We start from the raw sequence: 21,184 nt of genomic DNA on the forward strand, positions 1-21,184 counted from the left end.
TATGAAGAATGAAGAGCATTTTATAGAACAGGTCAAGGTGATATATCGAAGTCTACTGTGGTTTTGCATTGTCTGTTTCGGACTCGGGTTTTTGATTCTTTTAATACACTTCAACCCTGATCTGATTAAAGAAGAACCCACAATTACAGCAATAGAAGAGGAGGTAAGCTCAGATATAACTGAAACGATTCGAGACAGCATCCATGCCGATACCGGACTTATCAAAGCCGATGGACTGACCGAAGTGATAAACAATTGTACCAACTGTCATTCAGCAAAGATCATCATTCAAAACCGGATGACCCGTGAAAACTGGTTAATGAGCATACGCTGGATGCAGGAAACCCAAAATTTATGGGATTTGGGAGAAAACGAAAATATCATCCTTGACTATCTTGCCACCCACTACGCCCCCAAAGAAAAAGGTCGCCGCGAAAATCTGATTGTGGAGGAATGGTATGTGTTGGAGAAGGGGCAGTAGGCAGTATGCGAGCACAGCTCAATAGAAGGATTGTCCCCTTGAGGACAAACAGAGTAGCAAAATATATTTTTCCACGAGGTTTGCGAGCGCAGCTCATTAGGGGTGTTTTTTTGAATGCTAAATTTTAATATTGAAATTTGTAGTTCACTAAGAAACCCTTTCACAACAAATTTCCTGGGGTTGACAACAAGATTGCTGTTATTCAGAAGAAAATATATATTTTAGCGAGATGATATACAGGCTTGTGGTTATAAACTAGTTGTATATAATATGAAACACACAATCTGTTTGATATAGATTTTGATGTATAATTAAGTTGTTAAAATCTAAATAAAAAAATGACTGAAAAGAAATATTTTGAGAAAGCCAAGTTTATTTGGCAAAATTATGTGCCCGAGTCAGGGCAGTCAAAGTATGTTCAAGGTGAATTATTAAGAGCAATTGAAAAATTGCGTGATGAAGCTCATAGAAATGGTAATATAAACTTCAATGAAAAATGTCACGGGATATTGATTGACTATCTAAGAAAAAAACTATCGGACAAAAAAGTGTTTAACCAAAAAACAATTGAACAAATCAACACTGATTTGGATAAGTTATCAATTGAAGATAAACCTTATTCAGAAGATGACATTTTTGACCGAATATCTAACAGGGTTGTAGATTGGTGTATGTTATACCATGAGCCTATTTCTCATGAAGAGAATGATGAATTATACTGTTAACGTAAAAAATTACGTATAACAGTACATCCTATGAAAAAACCAACCTATGATTACCAATTACACCAATGTTGCTAAATGGCTATCAAAAACTGATAAGGAAAATGTTGGGTAATTGCATATAATTCGGCTATACCAATACATACCATCTAAGACAAACTGTCGACAAACTCCCCTTTTTCATTGACGACTTGGTTTCCCCATTTGGTAATGGCTTCCAGAACGGGAATAAATGATTTCCCAAAATCAGTTAAACTATAGACAACTTTTATGGGTGGTTTTTTTCCATAAACCTTTCTTGAAACCAAACTGTCTTTTTCCAATTGCTTTAACTGTAAACTTAAAGTCATTTCTGTTACAGCGGGCATTTCCCTACGGAGTTCACTGAATCTTTTTTTACCATCTGCTAAATGATATAGGATAACGGTTTTCCATTTTCCGCCAACTAAATCCATTGTCAAACTTACAGAACAGGGGTAGGTTTTTCCTTTAAGCCTGACATACTCACCTTTACATTCATCCTTCATATTTATTTGATTTTAAACCTATCTAAATTGATAGTTATTGCAAAAGTAAAAGGCTAAAATTAGTTTTGCAACTATAATTATTATAGTATTAAAATTTAAAAATTATGGCATTAATTATTTTAGGACATCCAACTTTTGAGAAGTCCTTAGCGAACAAAACCATTATTGATGAATTGCAAAAAAGCGATTTGGAAATAGAAATCAGGAACATCCAAAATCTGTATCCTGATTACAAAATTGAAGCAAAAGTAGAACAACAAGTGTTATTGCAGCATAAGACAATCGTGTTTCAATATCCGTTTTATTGGTATAATATGCCAGCTATTTTAAAGCATTGGTTTGATGTGGTATTTGAGCATCAGTTTGCCTTTGGTTCAAAAGGTGATAAATTAAAAGGCAGAAACTTTTTGGCAAGTTTTAGTATAGGTGGTAAGGAAAAGGAATATAGCACATTAGAAAAACACCATTTTCGAATTCAAGAATTCTGTAAAAACCTTGAGCAAACAGCCTATTTTGCTCAGATGAATTATATCGAACCATTTTATTTTTATGAAACTTCCCTTGCCGATGGCTATACAGAAAATGAAGTGAAGACAAAGGCTAAGGACCACGGCAAGAGATTGATTAAGCTTCTGAGTGAACTAAATTAGAAACTGCGGAATTTCCTACTCAGAAATTCAACTCATTTTCCTACTTTTACTCACTAAGCGAGATTTTAAATATTCTGATGCTTGCGTTGAAATGTTTTTTAGGTTTTTCCGCCTAATGCCTCGTGGCCTTGCCCCGAGGTAGTTGATTAACGCAAACATAAAGCATTAACACCAAGTCAAAAACCATGAAAGACTCCAACATCCTTGACAAACCAAAAATTCATTCAGAAATAGAAAACAAATCTGAAGAAATCGGGTTTACCATGCCTTCAGATCTTTATATCGGGAGCTTGTTGAAAACATTGATAACATCGAAGCCCAAATCGAATCTATTGGAATTGGGAACAGGCATCGGACTTTCCCTTTCCTGGATGGTTGATGGTATGGATCCGGAATCAAAGTTGATAACAGTGGATAATGATCCTAAACTGATTGATATTGCGAAGCATTATTTTGGAGCGGACAAAAGAGTAGAAATTGTATGTGAAGACGGGACAGAATGGATAAAAAATTATGACGGAGAAAACTTTGATTTAATTTTTGCCGATGCCTGGCCGGGAAAATACAGTGAACTCGATGAGGTTTTAGAATTATTGAATGTCGGTGGATTTTATATCATTGACGATATGACAGCACAACCCAACTGGCCTGATGGACATCAGAAAAATGTAGATCAATTGATTGCTGATCTGGAAAAACGAAAAAATCTAAACCTAACCAAGATGAATTGGTCCACTGGAGTTATTATAGTCACGAAAAAGTATTAAACGAGGCACTAAAGAAAACAAATGAAATACCTACTCCTCTTCATGCTGGCCCATCATCATCAAATAGGCTTTTAGGAATTCGTCAATGCTACCGTCCATTACCGCATCTACATTTCCGGTTTCGTGTCCGGTTCTAACGTCTTTAACCAGTTTGTATGGATGCATCACGTAGTTGCGTATTTGTGAGCCCCATTCAATCTTCATTTTTCCAGACTCAATCTCTTCTCTGGCAGCCTGGCGTTTTTTCAATTCGATCTCATACAACTGTGATTTCAGCATTTGCATTGCCTTTTCGCGGTTTTCAAGCTGCGAACGGGTTTCGGAGTTGTGAATGATAATTCCGGTAGGGTGGTGCGTTAGGATGGCCTTAGTCTCCACCTTGTTTACATTTTGTCCACCGGCACCGCTCGACCGAGCAAAATCCCATGAAATATCAGCGGGGTTGATATCAATCTCGATAGAATCATCTGCTAACGGATAAACATAAACAGAGGCAAAAGAAGTATGTCTTTTAGCATTACTGTCAAAGGGAGAGATACGTACCAATCTGTGCACTCCGTTCTCACTCTTCAACCAACCAAAAGCATAATCCCCATCAAATTCAAGTGTAACGGTCTTAATCCCGGCAACATCGCCCTCCTGATGGTTGAGTTCTTTGATCTTAAAGCCGTTTTTTTCACCCCACATGAGGTACATCCGCATCAACATCGCTGCCCAATCACAACTTTCGGTTCCTCCAGCGCCGGCTGTGATTTGGAGTACAGCACTCATACTGTCACCTTCTTCAGAAAGCATGTTTTTAAACTCCATACCTTCAATCAGGGTCTTGGCTTTTTCATATTGAGAAACCACATCGTCTTCGGTAGCTTCGCCTTCTTTATAAAATTCATACAACACGTCAAGGTCACTTACCATGGTCTTGGCAGTGTTATAATCTTCTACCCATTTTTTCAGGCCACGCAAGTCCTTCATAATAGCCTCAGCCTTCTTGGAGTCATTCCAAAAATCAGGGGCATAGGTTTTCTCCTCTTCATTTTGGATTTCGATGAGCTTTTGCTCTATGTTTAAGTATTTTTTTAGCTCGGTTGTCCTTTCCTCAAGATCTTTTACCTGATCGGTAGTAATCATATCATCATATTTTCCTCAAAAGTAAAATACTTTTTTAAATGATGTACGTTTGTGGTGATATTAATATCAAATTCCAAAAAAAACAAGCACTAATTCCGACAATTATCGGGATCAAGAGCCAAATTAAAAGTTCTGACTATCGGTATGTCATCTACACAACGCTATTTAACTTTCAATTCAGTTGTGATGTTCAATTTTTTATCAGAGTTTTTGTCTTTTAATCTCGCGACCAGTTTACAAGGATTGTTTATTTGTCCACTGGAAAAAGTAATGGTAACGGGAAGTTGACCTTCGGTGAAAGCTTCAGCATTGATACCCTCTAGTTCATATTTACTTAAAACATTTGAGTCGGAAATGATTTTATTTCCATTGTTATCTATAAGGGCTATTGACAAAACCGGATATACATTTCCGTTTTTTACCGTTAAACCATCAAGTCCTTCCAGTATTAAAGCCAATTGATTTTCTTGGTTTACTTGATTGTCTAAAACAGGTTGCTTTAGGCTTTCATTCCATAAATAGATGTGCGAGTAGTTTATATCTTTAGAATCAATATTCAATAGCTCATTTTCTTCTACTGTAAAAGGAAGTTCATATAAAAAAGTTCCTTCTCCTTTTTTATCCCAAATACTGACTTTGACTTTGTATTTTTCTTTGTTTCTATAAGGTAAAACGGCTATGAAATTCGCCTGAAGTTTGATAGGGGATAGCGCTGTTCCTTCTTTCAAGTCTTTTAATAAATCAGGGTAAGTAAGGACAGTATCTTTTTCATTTTTGGTGATAAACAATGATAGTCCGGGAAATATTTTCCCCCCTTCTTTTTTGAAGCCACTTATGTTATTGAAAACGAAATTCACTTTTTCCCCATGAACAAAATGATTTCTCTTTTCATTTTTTCCATTGACTTGGATAACCACTTCGTCACAACTAATTCCATCACCCCTTGAGTAGGCACCGGAGATCATGTCTTTGTTTACAGATTGGTTAAAATTACAAGCGTTAAAAAATAAGGAAAGTAGGATAATACCAGCTAAAATTGTTCTTTTCATAATTAGTTCTCTATTGTTTCTTAGTTTATTTATAAGCACTATTAATTGAGCTCTAAACTATGAACTTTATCCTAAAATAACCTCCATTTTGTTGTGAACTGTAGTTATATTGTTGTGAAATCATTTATCTCGGAAGAGAAACATCGGAATAATAGATCAACCACAAGGAATGGAAAACGAACGTGCCGGAACACGATTGTATCGTATCAGAATCAAAATGTAACGAGTTGGAATGCAATGGTAATGAGCCTGAACATGATTTAGGATTTATCCAACCAAATTTTAAGGGATAAAATGTATTTTAGTGGTTCATATTAAGTTAGCGGTTATTGTAGAACGACAGTGTGATAAATCCAACAGGAAAAAATAAATACTCAAATAAAAGACATATAACAAAATGGAGCAGAGCAAATTACCGACAGTAGAATGTCAAATGTTGATAAAACTGAAAACTAAAAAAACCGTATTTTTTACTGAAATATGATCAGTAACTAGATAAATTAGAATTTATAAGATGAGTATGATAGAAATAAAAACAAATTCCAAAGTAGAAGAAGTTCTTGGCAATTACCCGGATACAGTTCGTGATAAAATGCAATTCTTAAGGGAACTGATCATAGAAACAGCAGGGGAAATAGAAGGCATAGACAAACTTGAAGAGACATTGAAATGGGGCGAACCAAGTTTTGTAACCAAAAATGGGAGCACCTTGCGAATGGATTGGAAAGAGAAGGTACCAAACCAGTACGCAATGTATTTCCAATGTACAAGTCGTTTGGTTGATACGTTTAGAAGGGTATTTGAACATAAATTTCAATATGAGGGAAATCGGGCCATTGTTTTTCAATTAAACCAAAAAATCCCGGTATCGGAATTAAAACAATGTATCAAAGCAACTTTGACATACCACAAGGTAAAACATTTGATAACATTGGGGATTTGAAAAAAACGTTGCTAGAGCGAACTTCCCTTTATTGACTGACAGGTCTCGCTCGTACTGAAACTATAAAAAAAGCACAAAAAATACAGAAATAATAATAGATAAAATTGAACTCAAACCAAGAAAGAATCAAAAACCTATTAACCAATTTGGTAAATGGTAATGACGATTATGCCTTTAAACCGGCTACTAGGCAGCAAATAAATACTTTTGTACAACGCGCCGAAGATTATGGCGTTGAAGACACGACAATCAAACAACTAGTCGATTTGTATACTGTTGCAGACGATTTTTCTTATGAAATAATAATGGCCTTTCACCCCAGTGATGATCTGGTGATATTTGAATGGTGGGAAACCAAAGAATTATGGCTGGGACAAAGGGATTTTTATTCTTTGCGATGGGCAAATGGGAAATTCTGTTTGGGTGATGCAGCCAATGTTAGTTTTTCTGAAGACTATGAATGTGACACATTAATCGAACTCATAGAAGTCTGTATAAAAGACATCGATGAAGCAAATTATTTTGGTGACTGAGAAAAGAAAAATAGAATAAAATGAAATGTCGACCCCTCACTATCATTAGTGTCACCCCAAGGGCTAGCACAAACCTCTTGACTTGTGCTATAACAAAAAAAGGCACAAACATAAATGCTTGCGCCTTTGGTATATATTGTTTACTGCAAACTGTTTTCTGAACTACCCTAAATACATTTTCAGAATCTTGCTTCTGGAATTGTGTCTTAGTCTGCGTATTCCTTTTTCACGGATTTGTCGCACGCGTTCGCGGGTAAGGTCAAATACATCACCAATCTCCTCTAGAGTCATGGGTTGTTGATTCCCTATTCCGTAGTTCAAGCGGATGACATCAGCTTCACGAGTGGTAAGGGTTTCCAGCGCCCTGTTGATCTCAATGTGTAACGAATCGTGCAACAGGGTTTTATCAGGGTTTGGTGACTCACCCGATTTTACAACATCGTATAAATTGGAAGTTTCCCCTTCTTTAAGCGGTGCATCCATAGAGAGGTGCCTACCTGAATTCCGCATGGATTGTTTTACATCCTTTACGGTCATATCAAGCTCTTTGGCAATCTCTTCCGCAGAAGGTGCGCGTTCGTGCTCTTGTTCCAAAAACGAATAAGCTTTGTTGATCTTATTGATAGAACCGATCTTGTTGAGCGGTAATCTCACAATTCTGGATTGTTCAGCAAGGGCTTGCAAAATAGACTGACGAATCCACCACACGGCATAAGAGATAAATTTAAATCCGCGTGTCTCATCAAAACGCTTGGCTGCTTTCACGAGTCCGAGGTTTCCTTCATTGATCAAATCAGGAAGTTTCAGCCCTTGATTCTGATATTGTTTTGCAACCGAAACTACAAAGCGTAAGTTGGCTTTAGTCAGTTTTTCCAAGGCGACTTGATCGCCTTCCCTGATCCGTTGAGCCAATTCGACTTCTTCGTCCGCGGTAATCATATCGATCTTACTGATATCCTGAAGGTATTTGTCTAGTGATTTTGATTCTCGATTGGTTACCTGCTTTATTATTTTCAGTTGTCTCATATATCTTGTGTAATATTTTATTATAACCTCGCATTAATACCATTTTTTTTTCAAAAAAGCAAATAGATCAAGGAAATAGTGCTAAAGAAGCGAAATTTTTAGTAAAAATTTATGATTTGTAGGAATCCATCTACGAAACTTAACAGAAAATGCCCGAGAAATAACATTTCTCAGGCATTAAAAAAACATATTTTCAAAAAGAAAATTATTTGATCTCTAAAACTTCCACTTCAAATGTCAGGTCTTTTCCTGCTAGTGGGTGATTGGCATCGACTACGATAGCTTCATCTTTAACATCAGCTACAACCAATTGGATTTCCCTTCCGTCCGGAGTACGGGATACTAAGCCCATACCTACTTCTGGATCGATATTTTCCGGAAGCTCACTTTTAGGAACTTCTTGAAACAATTCTTGCTTCACATCGCCATAAGCTTCAGTAGATGGAATATCGATAGTCTTTTTTTCGTTAACCGACATGTCTATGATTCCTTTTTCAAATCCCGGGATCAATTGCCCTTGTCCAAGTGTGAATTCCAAAGGTTCTCTTTCCAAAGAACTGTCGAATACTTGTCCGTCTTGCAATTTTCCTGTGTAATGAACTTTAACCGTGTCGTTTTCCTTTACTTGACTCATAAAATAATTTTAATATGCCTACCCGTTGGCAAGCTTCGTTTTTATTTAAAACGCAAAATTACAGGAAATTAGTTAAAATACCATAGCTTTTGTGTTAAGTGTTGTAAAATACACGGTATTTATCAAGTTCTATGTTTTTCTTGGGCGTGCCTCTCATCGCGCCTCCTCGGGTCGGGCCTGCCTTTGTCGGCAGACAGACTCTCGCTACTCGCTTCCTTCCGCAAGGGCTCTGGGCGAGCTCAGACATGCCGCTCCATCCCTCACGCAGGTAAAATTCCAAATCCCCCAATTCCTCCAATTAACCCATGATCAAATCTTCAATCTTAAATTTTAAACTTTCAACCTTCAACACTGATCACCCAACTTCCAAATAAAAATCACTATGTTTACTGTCAACCAACTAAAAACACTTTAAGTTTCTATGAATTGTCCGCTTTGCGACACCACACTTACCGAAGAAATAGATGAAGGTTATTATAATTGCAGTACCTGTTTTGCGATCGTAAAGGACAAGAAAGACTATCTGTCACTGGAGGTAGAAAAAGCGAGGTATGAAACCCATAATAACGATGTGAACGATGTGCGGTATCAAAATTTTACTTCGCCCATTACCGATTACGTACTGGAAAAGCAGAAAGCAGAACACCTCGGATTGGATTTTGGTTGCGGCACCGGACCGGTCATATCAAAAATGCTTGAGGATAATGGGTATCATATCGAACAATACGATCCGTTTTTCAAACCGGACACCGTTTTATTGGACAATACCTATGATTATATTGTGTCTTGTGAGGTCTTTGAACATTTTTTTAACCCGAAGGAGGAAATCGACAAGCTGTATAAACTGCTGAAGTTAGGAGGGAGGCTACTAATTATGACTTTGCTTTATAGCGAAAGTATTGATTTTGAGAAATGGGAATATCGAAATGATGCCACTCATGTTTTTTTCTACCGAAAGAAAACCATTGAATATATCGCCAAGCATTGGGGATTTAAGATCGAAAAAGTAACAGATCGGTTTATTGGGTTGAAAAAACTGGAATGAACAAATTCCAAGTAACAAATTCCAAAAAAAACAGCGCCATACCATATTGATTTCTTCCCTCCTTTGGAGGGGTTGGGGAGGGTTTTTTCACCCCTGACTTCCGGCTTCCAACCTCGGTCTCCATACCCTTCACAAACTTTTAAACTTTATAATTTCACATTATCGTTAAAACGAATTAACTTTGTTCGCTTAACCGATTACCATTAATCACACGTATGTTTGCTATTGGAGAAGAAGAAGAAAAAGAACTTTACGATTACCAAAAAGGGGCGATAGACCAGATTTTTGAACGCATCCACAACAAGCCTCACAATTACCACCTTCTCTATCAATTACCTACGGGAGGAGGGAAGACGGTTATTTTTTCCGAGATTGTAAGAAGATATATTCAGGAAACCCAAAAAAAGGTAGTGGTGCTCACCCACAGGATTGAATTGAGTAAGCAAACCTCAAAAATGCTTGAAGAGTTCAAAGTAAAGAACAAGATCATCAACAGCAAGGTGAAGGAATTGCCCGATCAGGATGAATATATGTGTTTTGTGGCGATGGTGGAGACCTTAAAAAACCGACTTAATGAAAAAAAGCTGGAGATTGATGATGTAGGTTTGGTTATTATTGATGAAGCACACTATAATTCTTTCCGAAAATTACTGTCCTTTTTTAAGAATAGTTTTATACTTGGGGTAACAGCGACACCGCTCAGTTCCAACATCAAACTTCCGATGAAGGATAATTATAACGAACTTGTCATTGGAGAGGCAATCAAAACATTGATCGAAAAAGGTTTTTTGGCAAAAGCGGAAACATTTACCTATGATGTAGGACTAAGTGCTCTTAAAGTCGGGATTAACGGAGATTATACTGTAAAATCGTCTGAAGCTTTGTATTCGAATTTTGAAATGCAGGAAAAGCTCTTGTATGCTTATGAAGAAAAAGCCAAGAGAACCAAAACATTGATCTTCAACAATGGTATCAATACGTCGTGGTATGTGTATGAAATGTTTAGGGAAGCCGGTTATCCGGTGCGACATTTGGATAATACGCATAGCAATAAAGAACGTAAAGAAATATTAAAATGGTTCAAAAACACTCCTGACGCCATTTTGAGTTCAGTAAGTATTTTAACCACTGGATTTGATGAACCTTCCGTAGAGACCATTATTCTGAATAGGGCGACTCGTTCGTTGACCCTTTATTTCCAGATGATTGGAAGGGGATCGCGAGTGTTGCCAAATAAAAACAAATTTAAGGTGATTGACCTTGGGAATAATGTGGCGAGATTTGGTTTGTGGAGCGAACCGGTGGACTGGCATCATATTTTCAGATATCCTGATTTTTATTTGGAAAACATCAAGGATGATGAAGAGATTGAAAGTAATTTCGTTTACGAGATGCCTCAAAAAATAAGGGAGATGTTCGGTAAAACTGAAGACGTCACTTTTGATATTGAAGATGTTTATGATGAAAGCATCAAAAAAGGCTTGAGATCGAAAACCGTTTTGGAAAAATCTTTAAAACAACATACCCAAATGTGTGTTGAAAACAGCGAAGATGCCTATGATGCCCGTATGTTGGCCATGGAGCTAAAAGACGATATTGAGAGTAGGATCAAACGGTATTCCTATTGTATCAGTAAGAGTACGAAGAACTACAGGGATTGGCTGGCAGAAGATTATTTCAGAAAACTGCGAATGAATATCGTTAAAAAATATCAGTAAAAAAGTAAAATTTAACCCTGCCTTTGCCGGCAGGCAGGCGCAAGGAGCGCAAAGAAATACAATACGCAAGGTTCGCAAGAACAATAGATAGAAAGTAAAAGCCCAGTAAATCTCATGATTTACTGGGCTTTTTGTTTTGGTAAACACTTAATATGTCTTACTCACAACCTGAGGTAAACCCTGTAGCATCAAATTCTGATTCGATTGCTCCTTGCTCTTCACCTTTTACAGCTTGGATCACCAGTTGGTTAACACCACTACCATCCCTTTTCGGACTACAATATTCAAAGAGGTAATAACTATGTGCTTGTCCGGCCACATTTTGTGAAATTTGTCGGAAGGTAGCTTCCAGTTCTTCTTTGTTTTCGGCAACCGCATAGGCGGTTTTTCCGATGGCTTTCAAGACATTTTCGTCGATTTCGCTTCCTAGACCAATACTAAAGAACGAAATGTTTTCATTGGCATTATTCACTTTGTTGATGGCATCACTTTCTTTATATCGGGCTGCTTGATCGGTTCCATCGGTAAAAACAACAACGGAAGAAGCCGCCAAAATATCATTATCTTCATTTTCTTTTAGGATAGCTGTAGCCGAATCGGTTGCTTTTATTACAGCTCCGTAAAGATCGGTCGAAGGGTCATCACTTATATCTGCCGTGATGCTATCGATCGATGCTTTAAGTTCTTCGCTACTGGAGGTCAGTGGGTTCAATTCGTGTAAGGCATCTTCTCCGTCGAACCAATAAATAGCCATTCTGAATTGTTCATCGGGTGTGGCGGGCATTACTTCATCAATAAAACTTACAGAAGCGGTTTTCAGCTCCTCAAGGCTGGTGCTCAACACACTGTTACTCAAATCCAAGACCAAAAGGGTGTTGGTGTTGAATACTTGTGAGTTAGGCGATATACGTCCGTTGGATTCCGAAGGGGAAATAGGTTTGTAGCAATTGTCGTTTCTCCCTTTTTCGAAAATATTAAAATTGCTGGCGGTCAATCCCGGAACAGGATTACCATCCATGTCGTTTACCTTAAAGAAAATCGATACTTTTCCGGGTAAGGCTGTAAAAGTTTCCTGAATGGAAAGCCTGAATTGATTCTCTCCAAGTCCGAGGCATTTATCTACTTCGGGACCTGATCCAAAGTCATCATCCGACGAACTACAGGCATAAAATAAGCCGATTAGACACAATACGCTTAATGCTGTTTTTATTAGTTTCATATTTTAACTGCTTTTTGTTCTGCTGTTTTAACGGTACAAAGCAATTAAAATTATATCAGTTTGATTAAATGTTTTATAAAGCAACCTCTCGACAAGCTTTGCTTGGTATCTTCAATTCAAAATATATTTTGAATCATTGATAATGATCGAGGTGACACTTTCTATTTTTAAACTTGCTCAAAATTGATGTCCTTTTAGTGTATTAAGGGGTAGTTTTAAGAAACAATAGTCCTAAAGGTTAGATTGATACGTGGACTGTTCACTTTTTTAGTGGGAGGAAGGCTGTGCAGCCAGTGGGTTTGGGTTATGCCTTTCATGAGGATAAGACTTCCGTTTTCCAGTGTTACAGCCACTTTTTCTTTGGTCTTTTTATGTTTAAAGACAAATTTTCGTTCCGCACCTAAGCTCAATGACGCAATAGCACCGTTCTTTTGCAGTTCTTTTTCGTCGTCACTGTGCCATGACATGCCTTCACTTCCGTTGTGATAGAGATTCAACAGGCAGGAATTATAGGTTTCTCCGGTTTTTTCTTCGATTAGCTGTTTTAACTCCATAAGCTCTTTTGTCCACTCGAGGGCTTGCTTCGTTATATTTGAATAGGTATACGTAAACGGTTTGTCCCCATACCAGGCCACTTTTCGTTTGGTAACGATCTGTTTTCCAAAAAGAATGATTTTGTCGTGCTCCCAGGTAATGCTATTCAGAAGAGAATCATACAAATCGGAAGCCTTCACATGAGGAATCACATTTCCGTAATAATTCACAATACCGTCATATGGCAGTAAATTCTGATTGGGATCGGTATGGATATCGAATAGTTTCATTTCTTATCAGCTAAAATAATCAATTCGTCAGGGCTGTCTCTTGTTTATGACAGTTTGTCATTTTTTTGGTCATGGCATAAAGATTGACTTTTGTATTGCGATTGAAATAAAGAATTTTCAAACACTATAAAAATATAAACATGAGTAAAATTATTGGAATAGACTTAGGAACAACCAACTCTTGTGTTTCCGTAATGGAAGGTAACGAACCGGTTGTTATACCTAATGCTGAAGGAAAAAGAACGACACCTTCTGTCATTGCTTTTGTTGATGAAGGAGAAATTAAAGTGGGGGACCCTGCAAAGCGTCAGGCGGTAACCAACCCTCATAAAACCATATATTCAATCAAACGTTTTATGGGTAATAAGTTCTCTGAATCTGCAAAGGAGGCAGGACGAGTACCTTATAAAGTTATAAAAGGAGACAACAATACACCCCGTGTAGATATAGACGGGCGTTTATACACACCTCAGGAATTATCGGCTATGATTCTTCAAAAAATGAAGAAAACTGCTGAAGATTACTTGGGACAAGATGTAGCACAGGCGGTTATTACCGTTCCTGCTTATTTTAACGATGCTCAGCGTCAAGCTACAAAAGAGGCCGGAGAGATCGCAGGTTTAAAAGTAGAGCGAATCATCAACGAGCCTACAGCTGCAGCATTGGCATACGGATTGGATAAAAAAGGAGAAGACCAGAAGATCGTGGTATTCGACTTTGGTGGAGGTACACATGACGTTTCTATCCTTGAATTGGGAGATGGCGTTTTTGAAGTACTTTCAACAGACGGAGATACTCACCTTGGTGGGGATGATGTAGATGAAAAGATCATCAACTGGTTGGCAGAAGAATTTAAAAAAGATGAGGATATCGACCTTAGGAAAGACCCTATGGCGCTTCAACGTCTAAAAGAAGCTGCGGAGAAAGCAAAAATCGAATTGTCATCTGCAAGCCAAACTGAAATCAACTTGCCTTATGTTACGGCTACATCAAGTGGTCCTAAACACTTGGTGAGAACCTTGACACGCTCTAAGTTTGAGCAATTGATCGCTGATTTGGTAGAAAGAACCATCGCTCCGTGTGAAAAAGCATTGAAAAGCGCCGGACTTTCTAAAAGCGATATCAATGAGGTTATTTTAGTGGGTGGTTCAACAAGGATTCCTGCAGTTCAAGAAGCTGTTGAGAAATTCTTTGGTAAGAAACCATCAAAAGGAGTAAACCCAGACGAAGTTGTTGCTATTGGTGCAGCTATTCAAGGTGGAGTGTTGACCGGTGATGTGAAAGATGTAGTGCTATTGGATGTTACCCCACTTTCTTTGGGTATTGAAACCATGGGCGGTGTAATGACCAAACTTATTGAGGCCAATACGACCATTCCTTCTAAAAAATCGCAGATATTCTCTACAGCGGCAGACAGTCAGTCATCAGTGGAAATTCACGTGTTGCAAGGAGAAAGACCAATGGCAGCCGACAATAAGACCATCGGACGCTTCCACTTAGACGGAATCCCACCAGCACCAAGAGGAGTTCCTCAAATTGAAGTGACTTTTGATATCGATGCCAATGGTATTATCAATGTTTCTGCTAAAGATAAAGGAACAAACAAAGAGCAAAACATTCGTATCGAGGCTTCTTCAGGATTGACAGAAGAAGAAATCGAGAAAATGAAGAAGGAAGCTGAAGCCAATGCTGAAGCGGATAAAAAGGCTAAGGAAAAAGTTGATAAACTCAATGAAGCTGATGCCATGATCTTCCAAACTGAAAAGCAATTGAAAGAATTTGGCGATAAATTATCTGACGATAAGAAAAAGCCGATTGAAGATGCTTTGGAAGAATTGAAGAAAGCATACGAAACTAAAGATGTAGATACTATTCAACCTGCATTAGACAAAATCAATGAGGCTTGGAAAGTAGCATCTGAAGAAATGTACAAAGCTCAAGCGGAAGCACAACAAAATGGTGATGCAGCTGCAGGAGACGCTCAAGGTAGTGCCGGGGGTGACTCTAAAGAAGGAGAAGATGTACAGGATGTAGACTTTGAAGAAGTGAAGTAAATAAGTCGGAAGATGGAAGTCAGGAGACAGAAGTTGAAAGACAGTAGTTATAAAAAATCCCCGGTGTTTGCCGGGGATTTTTGTTTTTATCAATCATTATTTTTCTTAAGTAAATAAAGGCCAACTTCTTTAATCAGCCAGATGACTATACCAAGGAGGGCTGCAAAGATTCCTATTTGTATAAGTACTGTATCCATAACATATCATTTAGTATTAGTACATATACGATGCAAAAAGAACTAAAGGTTGCTTAAGAAAATCACAAAAATTCTTAAAACTTCTCTTATCGAGCAAGCCATTCTTCTTTTAAAATACCATAACAGCAGGTGTTTCTTTTGTAACCATCCAATAAGTAGACATTTTTGCGAAGAATACCCTCTAGTTGGGCTCCTAATTTTTCCACGGCTTTTCTGGAACGGATATTGCGTTCGTCAATCCTGAATTCTATTTTTTCAAATCCCATCTTGTAGAAAACATAATTGATCATCAAGTTTTTCATGGCAGTGTTGAGTCCGTTACCGTGAAACTCCCTGCCAATCCATGTCGAACCGATATGAAGTACCTTATTGTCCCAGTCAATATTCATAAAACGCGTACATCCGGCATATTTTTTTGCTCTTTTGTCGTAGATAATAAAAGGAATGGCAGTTTTCGCTTCTTGGAGTTCCAAAGCCTTTTTTACATACTGCGTTAACGCTTGTAAAGTGGAAATATTTGAAGGAGAATATTGTACGAGTTTGTCTTCAGAAGCGATGGTATATAGATTTTTATAATTTTCCAGCGTAAGCGGAGCAAGCTGTACGATTTCATTTTCCAAGGTGGGTGTATTCATGATAGTTGTTGTATTTTTACAAATCAAATTTAGAGATATGCATCCTGATAAAGAAAAAATATTGGCGCTTATTCGTGAACGTTGTAAAAACACGTTGATGGAAACACTTGACATAGAATTTACTGAAATAGGAGAGGACTATCTGATGGCCAAAATGCCGGTAACGCCCCGTGTTCATCAACCGGATGGTGTGCTTCACGGTGGGGCCACTGTTGCTTTGGCTGAAAGTGTTGGGAGTGCCGCTTCGTATATTTTTCTTGATACGGACAAGTTTTTTATCCGCGGGATTGAAATTTCTGCCAATCATCTTAAAAGTGTTAAAGACGGAGTGATTTATGCTAAAACCTCTATAATCCACAAAGGAAGAACGACGCAATTGTGGGAAATAAAGATAACGGATGAATCCGATAACCTGATATCGCTCTGTAAACTCACCACTATTGCCTTGCCGAAATAAAATAGTTTATGACGATAGCTGCAGATCAATTTTTTAAAAAGCTTGCATCACATTTAAAAAATGAGCTTCCGTTTGTGGTTTACAGGAAACCGGACGATAGAAATATCAATGGTTTATTGCAACATAACGATGATTTGTTTTTTGTTGAAGACTATACCGAAAGCGGTTTTGCTTTTGCTCCTTTTCAAGCCGATAAAAAGGCGATTCTCATTCCTCAAAACACATCAGAAACAATACAATGTCTTGTTGAAACCTATGAAAATGGTGTCTCTGCTTTCATTTCTGAAATAGAAGATGATAAGGCTAAGGAATCACATATCAAGTTGGTTGAAAAAGCGATTACTGCCATTGAAAATTCAGAAACGAAAAAGGTGGTTGTTTCCAGAAAAAAAGAAATAGGTATTGAAAAATTTGATATGCTCTCGGTTTTTAAAAAACTGGTTACCAAATATCCACAGGCGTTTTGTTATGTCTGGTATCATCCAAAAGGAGGGATGTGGATAGGAGCTACCCCTGAGACACTGTTGCAGGTAAAAAACAACCAATTTCAAACTATGGCACTGGCATCAACTCAGTCATATCAAGGATCGATGAATGTACTATGGGGTGAAAAAGAACGACAGGAACAACAATTTGTAACCGATTATATCGTAGGTAATATTCAGTCATTGGTTAAAAATATTTCGGTTTCTGATGTTGAAACAGTACGAGCCGGGAGTTTACTTCACTTAAAAACGAAAATTACAGGTAACCTAATTAGACATTCAAATCTTGAGCAAGTGCTTTACACTTTACATCCAACCCCTGCAGTTTGCGGACTTCCGAAAGAAAAAGCAAGAGCGTTTATTTTGGAGAACGAAAATTATAGGCGCGAATTCTACACTGGTTTTTTGGGAGAGCTCAACCTAAAAGAAATCCGAAAGCGGAACCCCAACCGACGTAATGTAGAAAACAACGCGTATGTATCGGTAAAAACAGTTTCCAGATTGTACGTTAATCTACGTTGCATGCAGTATAGAAATAAAAAACTGGAATTATATGTTGGTGGCGGGATCACCAAAGACTCTGATGCAGAACAGGAATGGCAGGAAACCGTAGACAAAACACGAACCATGTTGGATGTTTTAAAAGGATAAATATTACATGGCTTCTTTAAAGTATAATAGCTTTTTGTGCATTGTGATGTTTTTTGGAAAGAAATGTCAGGGCACTCGGAGTGAGGGTAAAATAAAATATATGAAACCTATTGTGCATTTATATTAAAAACACAAGACTTTCGGAAAAGCAGACTTTATTCAGTAATTTTGCCCTCCGATAACCACCTTAGTTTTATATGACATATTCAGACATACCGTTGGCACAAACGGTCGTTGCTTTGTGCAAAGCGAAAGGAATTCAGCATATTGTAATCTCTCCGGGTAGTAGAAATGCGCCTTTGACTATCGGATTTACAGAAAATAACTTTTTTAAGACCTACAGTATAGTCGACGAGCGTAGTGCCGCCTTTTTTGCTTTGGGAATGGCGCAGCAATTGCAGCAACCCACGGCTGTGGTGTGTACTTCGGGTTCTGCCTTACTCAATTATTATCCGGCCATAGCCGAAGCGTTTTACAGCGATATTCCATTGGTGATTTTATCAGCAGACAGACCTCCGTACCGAATCGATATAGGGGATGGACAAACCATAAGGCAGGATCATGTCTTTGAACGGCATATTTTGTATTCGGTTAACCTAAAGCAGGATGTTAGGGGGGATGATCAAAAAGTTTTGAACGAGGGTAAAAATTTGCCAAAACTGGATAAGTACATCAATCCCACCCAGCTTCAAAAGAGCATACAGGGCTATAACGAAGACGAACTTAACAAGGCGATCAATACGGCTTTTGAAGAAAAAGGGCCAGTACATATCAACATTCCATTTGAAGAGCCTTTATACGGAATGACTGACACCCAATTTGTGACTCCACAGGTAAAACAACCTGAGAAGAGTTATGAAAGACTGAGTGATGAATCGCTACAAGCCTATGCTGATATCTGGAACAAGGCGAAAAAGAAAATGATACTCGTAGGGGTCAATCCGCCGAATGCACTCGAACAGCAATTTTTGGATATAATAGCTGAAGACGAATCGGTTGTGGTTTTTACGGAGACAACATCCAATTTACATCACCATCGTTTCTTTCCGAATATCGACAAGATCATAGCGCCTTTGGAAAAAATAAAGGATGGGGTGGATTATTTCAAGGATTTACAACCTGAAATCTTACTGACTTTTGGAGGAATGGTGGTTTCCAAAAAAATAAAGGCTTTTTTGAGGAAATATCAACCTGAACACCATTGGCATATCGACTCTAAAAAGGCATATGATACTTTTTATTGTCTCAAAAAGCATTTTAAAACCACTCCAAACCTCTTCTTTGAGCTTTTCTTCAAACTGATGAAACCTCAAAAGAGTGAATATCTACAGTATTGGCTCAAGATAAAAGCCAAAAGGAGTAGTGCGCATAAGGAATATGTGACACAAATACCATATTCAGATTTAAAGGTCTACGAAAGGATATTAAAAAACATTCCAGAGCAGTACCAATTACATTTGAGTAACAGTTCGACCATACGCTATGCACAATTGTTTCAGTTGAACGAAACGCTTGAGGTATATTGCAACAGGGGAACGAGTGGGATAGACGGAAGTACAAGTACAGCTGTAGGGGCGTCGGTGGTATCAAAAAAACCGGTTGTTTTTGTAACGGGAGACCTGAGTTTCTTTTATGATAGCAATGCATTGTGGAATACTTATTTGAAGTCAAACTTCAAAATCATATTGATCAACAATGGAGGGGGAGGTATCTTCAGAATCCTTCCAGGTCATAAGGATTCGAAAAATTTTGACAAATATTTTGAAACGATTCATAAGTTGAACGCAAAAGGTATTTGTGAGACACATAATATAAAATACATGGTTGTAGATAGTGAAAAAGATTTAACAGTAGCACTTTCAGGCTTTTATGACGATACTTCAAGGCCTTCTTTACTCGAAATTTTCACCCCTAGAACAATTAATGATGAAATTTTACTCAATTATTTTAGTTTTTTAGGTAAAAATCAATAAATTTAAGAACTAGTATTAATCAAAAACTTAAATCATGAGTAAAAGAGACGAGTTAATTTCTAAGTATGCCGCCGACTTAAAAGAAAAATGTGGTGTTACTGCTGACGTGGATTTGTTGACTAAAGTCACAGTTGGACTTGGGCCATCAATCTACAATGCAGACGCTTCTACAGTTTCAGGATCAGATGAAAAAGAGCTTGAAACAATTAAAAAGAACTTCCTCATTAAAAAATTAGGACTGTCGGATTCTGCAGCTTTGGATAGTGCTATTGGTTCCGTTATCGACAAATATGGAAAATCCAATAGAAACAAGTACAGAGCTGTTGTGTATTACTTGTTGGTAAAACACTTCAAAAAAGAGTCTATATACTAGATCATTTTTCGTAAATAAATTTCAGAAGACTGTCTTAACTGATCGATTTGATTGCCCTTGGCATGATATTTAGGTTGATAAAACCACGTAATATTTAAGACAGTCTTTTTTATGCTCAAAAATTAATAATTAATCACTTCCTTTGCATAGCGGTTATAAAACAAGAAAGATTTGATACAGATAGGCGAATACAATACCCTGGAAATACTGAGGGAAACCTCCGTAGGACTTTTTTTGGGAGATGAAGAAGGAAATGATATTCTCTTGCCCAACAAATATGTCCCAAACGATTATGAAATAGGGGACACCATAACGGTTTTTTGCTATTTGGATCACGAAGAAAGACCGGTTTCAACCACATTGACCCCAAAAATAACCAAAAACAGCTTTGCCCTTTTACATGTAGCAGAAACAAGTGGGATAGGGGCTTTTTTAGACTGGGGATTGGAAAAACAATTGTTCGTGCCTTTCAAAGAGCAAGCGCGAAAAATGGAAGCCGGGAAATGGTATCTTGTTTATGCGTTTTTGGATGAAAAAACCAACCGAATGGTGGGTTCCAGCAAAACGAATCAGTTTTTAAGCAATGAAGAACTGACAATTACTCCAGATGAAGAAGTGGATTTGATCATATCCCGTTTTACCGATATAGGGGTGGAAGTAATTATCAATGAAAAACACAAGGGCCTAGTGTATAACAATGAGATTTTTCATGACTTGAAATTAGGAGGACGTCAAAAGGGCTATGTAAAGAAAATCCGTGAAGGAAATAAAGTGGATATCAGCTTGCAGCCTATTGGTTATAAAAATCTTGAACCGGTATCACAAAAAGTGATGGATGCCTTGAAACGTAACAATGGTTTTTTAGGACTGCATGACAAAAGTGATCCGGAGGATATAAAAGCAATTTTGGGCATGAGCAAAAAGAGTTTTAAAAAGGCCATTGGCATACTCTACAAAAACCGTCAATTGCTTATTAAAGATGATGGAATTCATCTTATTTCTTAAAAAAATCTTAAATCTTCGTATAAAAACGGAAGATCAGGGCTTTTTTATGGGAAAAAGACCCAAAAAACCATTCGATTTGTTTAGAAGT

Annotated in this window: 22 protein-coding genes; 14 read left to right on the forward strand and 8 right to left on the reverse strand. The window is 37.7% G+C overall.

Going from position 1 to position 21,184, the window contains the following annotated elements; genetic code table 11:
• The first annotated feature begins 1 nt into the window (after position 1).
• Both OOZ15_RS09130 and OOZ15_RS09135 read left to right on the forward strand, forming a co-directional pair.
• A complete protein-coding gene (locus OOZ15_RS09130; RefSeq protein ID WP_265956022.1) occupies positions 2-481 on the forward strand; it encodes a monoheme cytochrome C in 480 nt (159 codons plus the stop codon).
• Positions 482-819: 338 nt separating this feature from the next.
• Positions 820-1,206 carry a hypothetical protein gene (locus OOZ15_RS09135; RefSeq protein WP_265956026.1) on the forward strand — a complete coding sequence of 129 codons (387 nt, stop codon included), beginning with the start codon at positions 820-822 and terminating at the stop codon, positions 1,204-1,206.
• Positions 1,207-1,352: 146 nt separating this feature from the next.
• Here the strand turns inward: OOZ15_RS09135 and OOZ15_RS09140 are convergent, their stop codons facing one another.
• On the reverse strand, positions 1,353-1,730 hold the full coding sequence (locus OOZ15_RS09140; RefSeq protein ID WP_265956028.1) for a winged helix-turn-helix transcriptional regulator: 378 nt from the start codon (positions 1,728-1,730) through the stop codon (positions 1,353-1,355).
• Positions 1,731-1,834: 104 nt separating this feature from the next.
• Here OOZ15_RS09140 and OOZ15_RS09145 point away from each other — a divergent pair, with 104 nt between their 5' ends.
• Positions 1,835-2,380 (forward strand): NAD(P)H-dependent oxidoreductase, encoded by a 546-nt coding sequence (locus OOZ15_RS09145; protein ID WP_265956029.1) that lies wholly within the window; start codon positions 1,835-1,837, stop codon positions 2,378-2,380.
• Between the two features lie 185 nt (positions 2,381-2,565).
• Entirely contained in the window at positions 2,566-3,147 is a 582-nt protein-coding gene (locus OOZ15_RS09150) for an O-methyltransferase (RefSeq protein ID WP_265956031.1), read from the forward strand.
• Positions 3,148-3,177: 30 nt separating this feature from the next.
• Here the strand turns inward: OOZ15_RS09150 and prfB are convergent, their stop codons facing one another.
• Both prfB and OOZ15_RS09160 read right to left on the reverse strand, forming a co-directional pair.
• Complete coding sequence (prfB, locus tag OOZ15_RS09155; protein ID WP_265956033.1) at positions 3,178-4,275, reverse strand: peptide chain release factor 2; 1,098 nt, start codon at positions 4,273-4,275, stop codon at positions 3,178-3,180.
• A gap of 161 nt (positions 4,276-4,436) precedes the next feature.
• Entirely contained in the window at positions 4,437-5,324 is an 888-nt protein-coding gene (locus OOZ15_RS09160) for a hypothetical protein (RefSeq protein WP_265956035.1), read from the reverse strand.
• A 514-nt stretch (positions 5,325-5,838) separates the two neighbouring features.
• Here OOZ15_RS09160 and OOZ15_RS09165 point away from each other — a divergent pair.
• Positions 5,839-6,267 (forward strand): DUF1801 domain-containing protein, encoded by a 429-nt coding sequence (locus OOZ15_RS09165; protein WP_265956038.1) that lies wholly within the window; start codon positions 5,839-5,841, stop codon positions 6,265-6,267.
• A gap of 104 nt (positions 6,268-6,371) precedes the next feature.
• A complete protein-coding gene (locus OOZ15_RS09170) occupies positions 6,372-6,800 on the forward strand; it encodes a calponin homology domain-containing protein (RefSeq protein WP_265956041.1) in 429 nt (142 codons plus the stop codon).
• A 162-nt stretch (positions 6,801-6,962) separates the two neighbouring features.
• On the opposite strand, the gene OOZ15_RS09175 is transcribed toward OOZ15_RS09170, so the two are convergent.
• Together OOZ15_RS09175 and OOZ15_RS09180 are read right to left on the reverse strand one after the other, a co-directional pair.
• Positions 6,963-7,826, reverse strand: coding sequence for a sigma-70 family RNA polymerase sigma factor (locus OOZ15_RS09175; RefSeq protein ID WP_265956043.1), 864 nt, complete (start codon positions 7,824-7,826; stop codon positions 6,963-6,965).
• Positions 7,827-8,031: 205 nt separating this feature from the next.
• On the reverse strand, positions 8,032-8,460 hold the full coding sequence (locus OOZ15_RS09180; protein WP_265956046.1) for an FKBP-type peptidyl-prolyl cis-trans isomerase: 429 nt from the start codon (positions 8,458-8,460) through the stop codon (positions 8,032-8,034).
• Positions 8,461-8,881: 421 nt separating this feature from the next.
• Here OOZ15_RS09180 and OOZ15_RS09185 point away from each other — a divergent pair, with 421 nt between their 5' ends.
• Together OOZ15_RS09185 and OOZ15_RS09190 are read left to right on the forward strand one after the other, a co-directional pair.
• Complete coding sequence (locus tag OOZ15_RS09185; protein WP_265956049.1) at positions 8,882-9,505, forward strand: class I SAM-dependent methyltransferase; 624 nt, start codon at positions 8,882-8,884, stop codon at positions 9,503-9,505.
• Positions 9,506-9,720: 215 nt separating this feature from the next.
• Positions 9,721-11,223 (forward strand): DEAD/DEAH box helicase, encoded by a 1,503-nt coding sequence (locus tag OOZ15_RS09190; RefSeq protein WP_265956052.1) that lies wholly within the window; start codon positions 9,721-9,723, stop codon positions 11,221-11,223.
• A gap of 157 nt (positions 11,224-11,380) precedes the next feature.
• Here the strand turns inward: OOZ15_RS09190 and OOZ15_RS09195 are convergent, their stop codons facing one another.
• Both OOZ15_RS09195 and OOZ15_RS09200 read right to left on the reverse strand, forming a co-directional pair.
• Positions 11,381-12,442 carry a vWA domain-containing protein gene (locus OOZ15_RS09195; RefSeq protein ID WP_265956053.1) on the reverse strand — a complete coding sequence of 354 codons (1,062 nt, stop codon included), beginning with the start codon at positions 12,440-12,442 and terminating at the stop codon, positions 11,381-11,383.
• Between the two features lie 215 nt (positions 12,443-12,657).
• Complete coding sequence (locus tag OOZ15_RS09200; protein WP_265956055.1) at positions 12,658-13,266, reverse strand: alpha-ketoglutarate-dependent dioxygenase AlkB family protein; 609 nt, start codon at positions 13,264-13,266, stop codon at positions 12,658-12,660.
• Between the two features lie 140 nt (positions 13,267-13,406).
• On the opposite strand from OOZ15_RS09200, the gene dnaK reads away from it, so the two are divergent.
• Positions 13,407-15,320: a molecular chaperone DnaK gene (dnaK, locus tag OOZ15_RS09205; RefSeq protein ID WP_265956057.1), complete on the forward strand. Its 1,914-nt coding sequence runs from the start codon at positions 13,407-13,409 to the stop codon at positions 15,318-15,320.
• Positions 15,321-15,603: 283 nt separating this feature from the next.
• Here dnaK and OOZ15_RS09210 read toward each other — a convergent pair whose 3' ends face one another.
• Positions 15,604-16,152, reverse strand: coding sequence for a GNAT family N-acetyltransferase (locus OOZ15_RS09210; protein WP_265956059.1), 549 nt, complete (start codon positions 16,150-16,152; stop codon positions 15,604-15,606).
• Between the two features lie 37 nt (positions 16,153-16,189).
• Between OOZ15_RS09210 and OOZ15_RS09215 the strand changes: the two genes are divergently transcribed.
• The 5 genes from OOZ15_RS09215 (at position 16,190) to OOZ15_RS09235 (ending at position 21,096) form a co-directional block, all read left to right on the forward strand.
• Positions 16,190-16,609 (forward strand): PaaI family thioesterase, encoded by a 420-nt coding sequence (locus tag OOZ15_RS09215; RefSeq protein ID WP_265956061.1) that lies wholly within the window; start codon positions 16,190-16,192, stop codon positions 16,607-16,609.
• Positions 16,610-16,617: 8 nt separating this feature from the next.
• On the forward strand, positions 16,618-17,745 hold the full coding sequence (locus tag OOZ15_RS09220) for a chorismate-binding protein (protein ID WP_265956063.1): 1,128 nt from the start codon (positions 16,618-16,620) through the stop codon (positions 17,743-17,745).
• A gap of 197 nt (positions 17,746-17,942) precedes the next feature.
• The gene (gene menD, locus OOZ15_RS09225; RefSeq protein WP_265956065.1) at positions 17,943-19,718 is read left to right on the forward strand and encodes a 2-succinyl-5-enolpyruvyl-6-hydroxy-3-cyclohexene-1-carboxylate synthase; all 1,776 of its coding nucleotides are present in this window, start codon (positions 17,943-17,945) and stop codon (positions 19,716-19,718) included.
• 34 nt (positions 19,719-19,752) lie between these two features.
• A complete protein-coding gene (locus tag OOZ15_RS09230; protein WP_265956066.1) occupies positions 19,753-20,091 on the forward strand; it encodes a DUF2853 family protein in 339 nt (112 codons plus the stop codon).
• A gap of 171 nt (positions 20,092-20,262) precedes the next feature.
• Complete coding sequence (locus OOZ15_RS09235) at positions 20,263-21,096, forward strand: CvfB family protein (protein ID WP_265956067.1); 834 nt, start codon at positions 20,263-20,265, stop codon at positions 21,094-21,096.
• The last annotated feature ends 88 nt before the right edge of the window (positions 21,097-21,184 follow it).

Origin of the sequence: Galbibacter kalidii (assembly GCF_026241135.1) — a bacterium.
Classification (GTDB): Bacteria; Bacteroidota; Bacteroidia; order Flavobacteriales; family Flavobacteriaceae; genus Galbibacter.

What these genes read in the sequence shown, in the direction of transcription:
- OOZ15_RS09220 (WP_265956063.1), top strand. Translation starts at nt 16,618, where the DNA reads ATGACGATAGCTGCAGATCAATTTTTTAAAAAGCTTGCATCACATTTA.
- OOZ15_RS09165 (WP_265956038.1), top strand. Translation starts at nt 5,839, where the DNA reads ATGAGTATGATAGAAATAAAAACAAATTCCAAAGTAGAAGAAGTTCTT.
- OOZ15_RS09135 (WP_265956026.1), top strand. Translation starts at nt 820, where the DNA reads ATGACTGAAAAGAAATATTTTGAGAAAGCCAAGTTTATTTGGCAAAAT.
- OOZ15_RS09215 (WP_265956061.1), top strand. Translation starts at nt 16,190, where the DNA reads ATGCATCCTGATAAAGAAAAAATATTGGCGCTTATTCGTGAACGTTGT.
- OOZ15_RS09130 (WP_265956022.1), top strand. Translation starts at nt 2, where the DNA reads ATGAAGAATGAAGAGCATTTTATAGAACAGGTCAAGGTGATATATCGA.
- OOZ15_RS09145 (WP_265956029.1), top strand. Translation starts at nt 1,835, where the DNA reads ATGGCATTAATTATTTTAGGACATCCAACTTTTGAGAAGTCCTTAGCG.
- OOZ15_RS09180 (WP_265956046.1), bottom strand. Translation starts at nt 8,460, where the DNA reads ATGAGTCAAGTAAAGGAAAACGACACGGTTAAAGTTCATTACACAGGA.
- OOZ15_RS09175 (WP_265956043.1), bottom strand. Translation starts at nt 7,826, where the DNA reads ATGAGACAACTGAAAATAATAAAGCAGGTAACCAATCGAGAATCAAAA.
- OOZ15_RS09230 (WP_265956066.1), top strand. Translation starts at nt 19,753, where the DNA reads ATGAGTAAAAGAGACGAGTTAATTTCTAAGTATGCCGCCGACTTAAAA.
- OOZ15_RS09195 (WP_265956053.1), bottom strand. Translation starts at nt 12,442, where the DNA reads ATGAAACTAATAAAAACAGCATTAAGCGTATTGTGTCTAATCGGCTTA.
- OOZ15_RS09210 (WP_265956059.1), bottom strand. Translation starts at nt 16,152, where the DNA reads ATGAATACACCCACCTTGGAAAATGAAATCGTACAGCTTGCTCCGCTT.
- OOZ15_RS09160 (WP_265956035.1), bottom strand. Translation starts at nt 5,324, where the DNA reads ATGAAAAGAACAATTTTAGCTGGTATTATCCTACTTTCCTTATTTTTT.
- OOZ15_RS09190 (WP_265956052.1), top strand. Translation starts at nt 9,721, where the DNA reads ATGTTTGCTATTGGAGAAGAAGAAGAAAAAGAACTTTACGATTACCAA.
- OOZ15_RS09200 (WP_265956055.1), bottom strand. Translation starts at nt 13,266, where the DNA reads ATGAAACTATTCGATATCCATACCGATCCCAATCAGAATTTACTGCCA.
- OOZ15_RS09150 (WP_265956031.1), top strand. Translation starts at nt 2,566, where the DNA reads ATGAAAGACTCCAACATCCTTGACAAACCAAAAATTCATTCAGAAATA.
- OOZ15_RS09185 (WP_265956049.1), top strand. Translation starts at nt 8,882, where the DNA reads ATGAATTGTCCGCTTTGCGACACCACACTTACCGAAGAAATAGATGAA.
- menD (WP_265956065.1), top strand. Translation starts at nt 17,943, where the DNA reads ATGACATATTCAGACATACCGTTGGCACAAACGGTCGTTGCTTTGTGC.
- OOZ15_RS09140 (WP_265956028.1), bottom strand. Translation starts at nt 1,730, where the DNA reads ATGAAGGATGAATGTAAAGGTGAGTATGTCAGGCTTAAAGGAAAAACC.
- dnaK (WP_265956057.1), top strand. Translation starts at nt 13,407, where the DNA reads ATGAGTAAAATTATTGGAATAGACTTAGGAACAACCAACTCTTGTGTT.
- prfB (WP_265956033.1), bottom strand. Translation starts at nt 4,275, where the DNA reads ATGATTACTACCGATCAGGTAAAAGATCTTGAGGAAAGGACAACCGAG.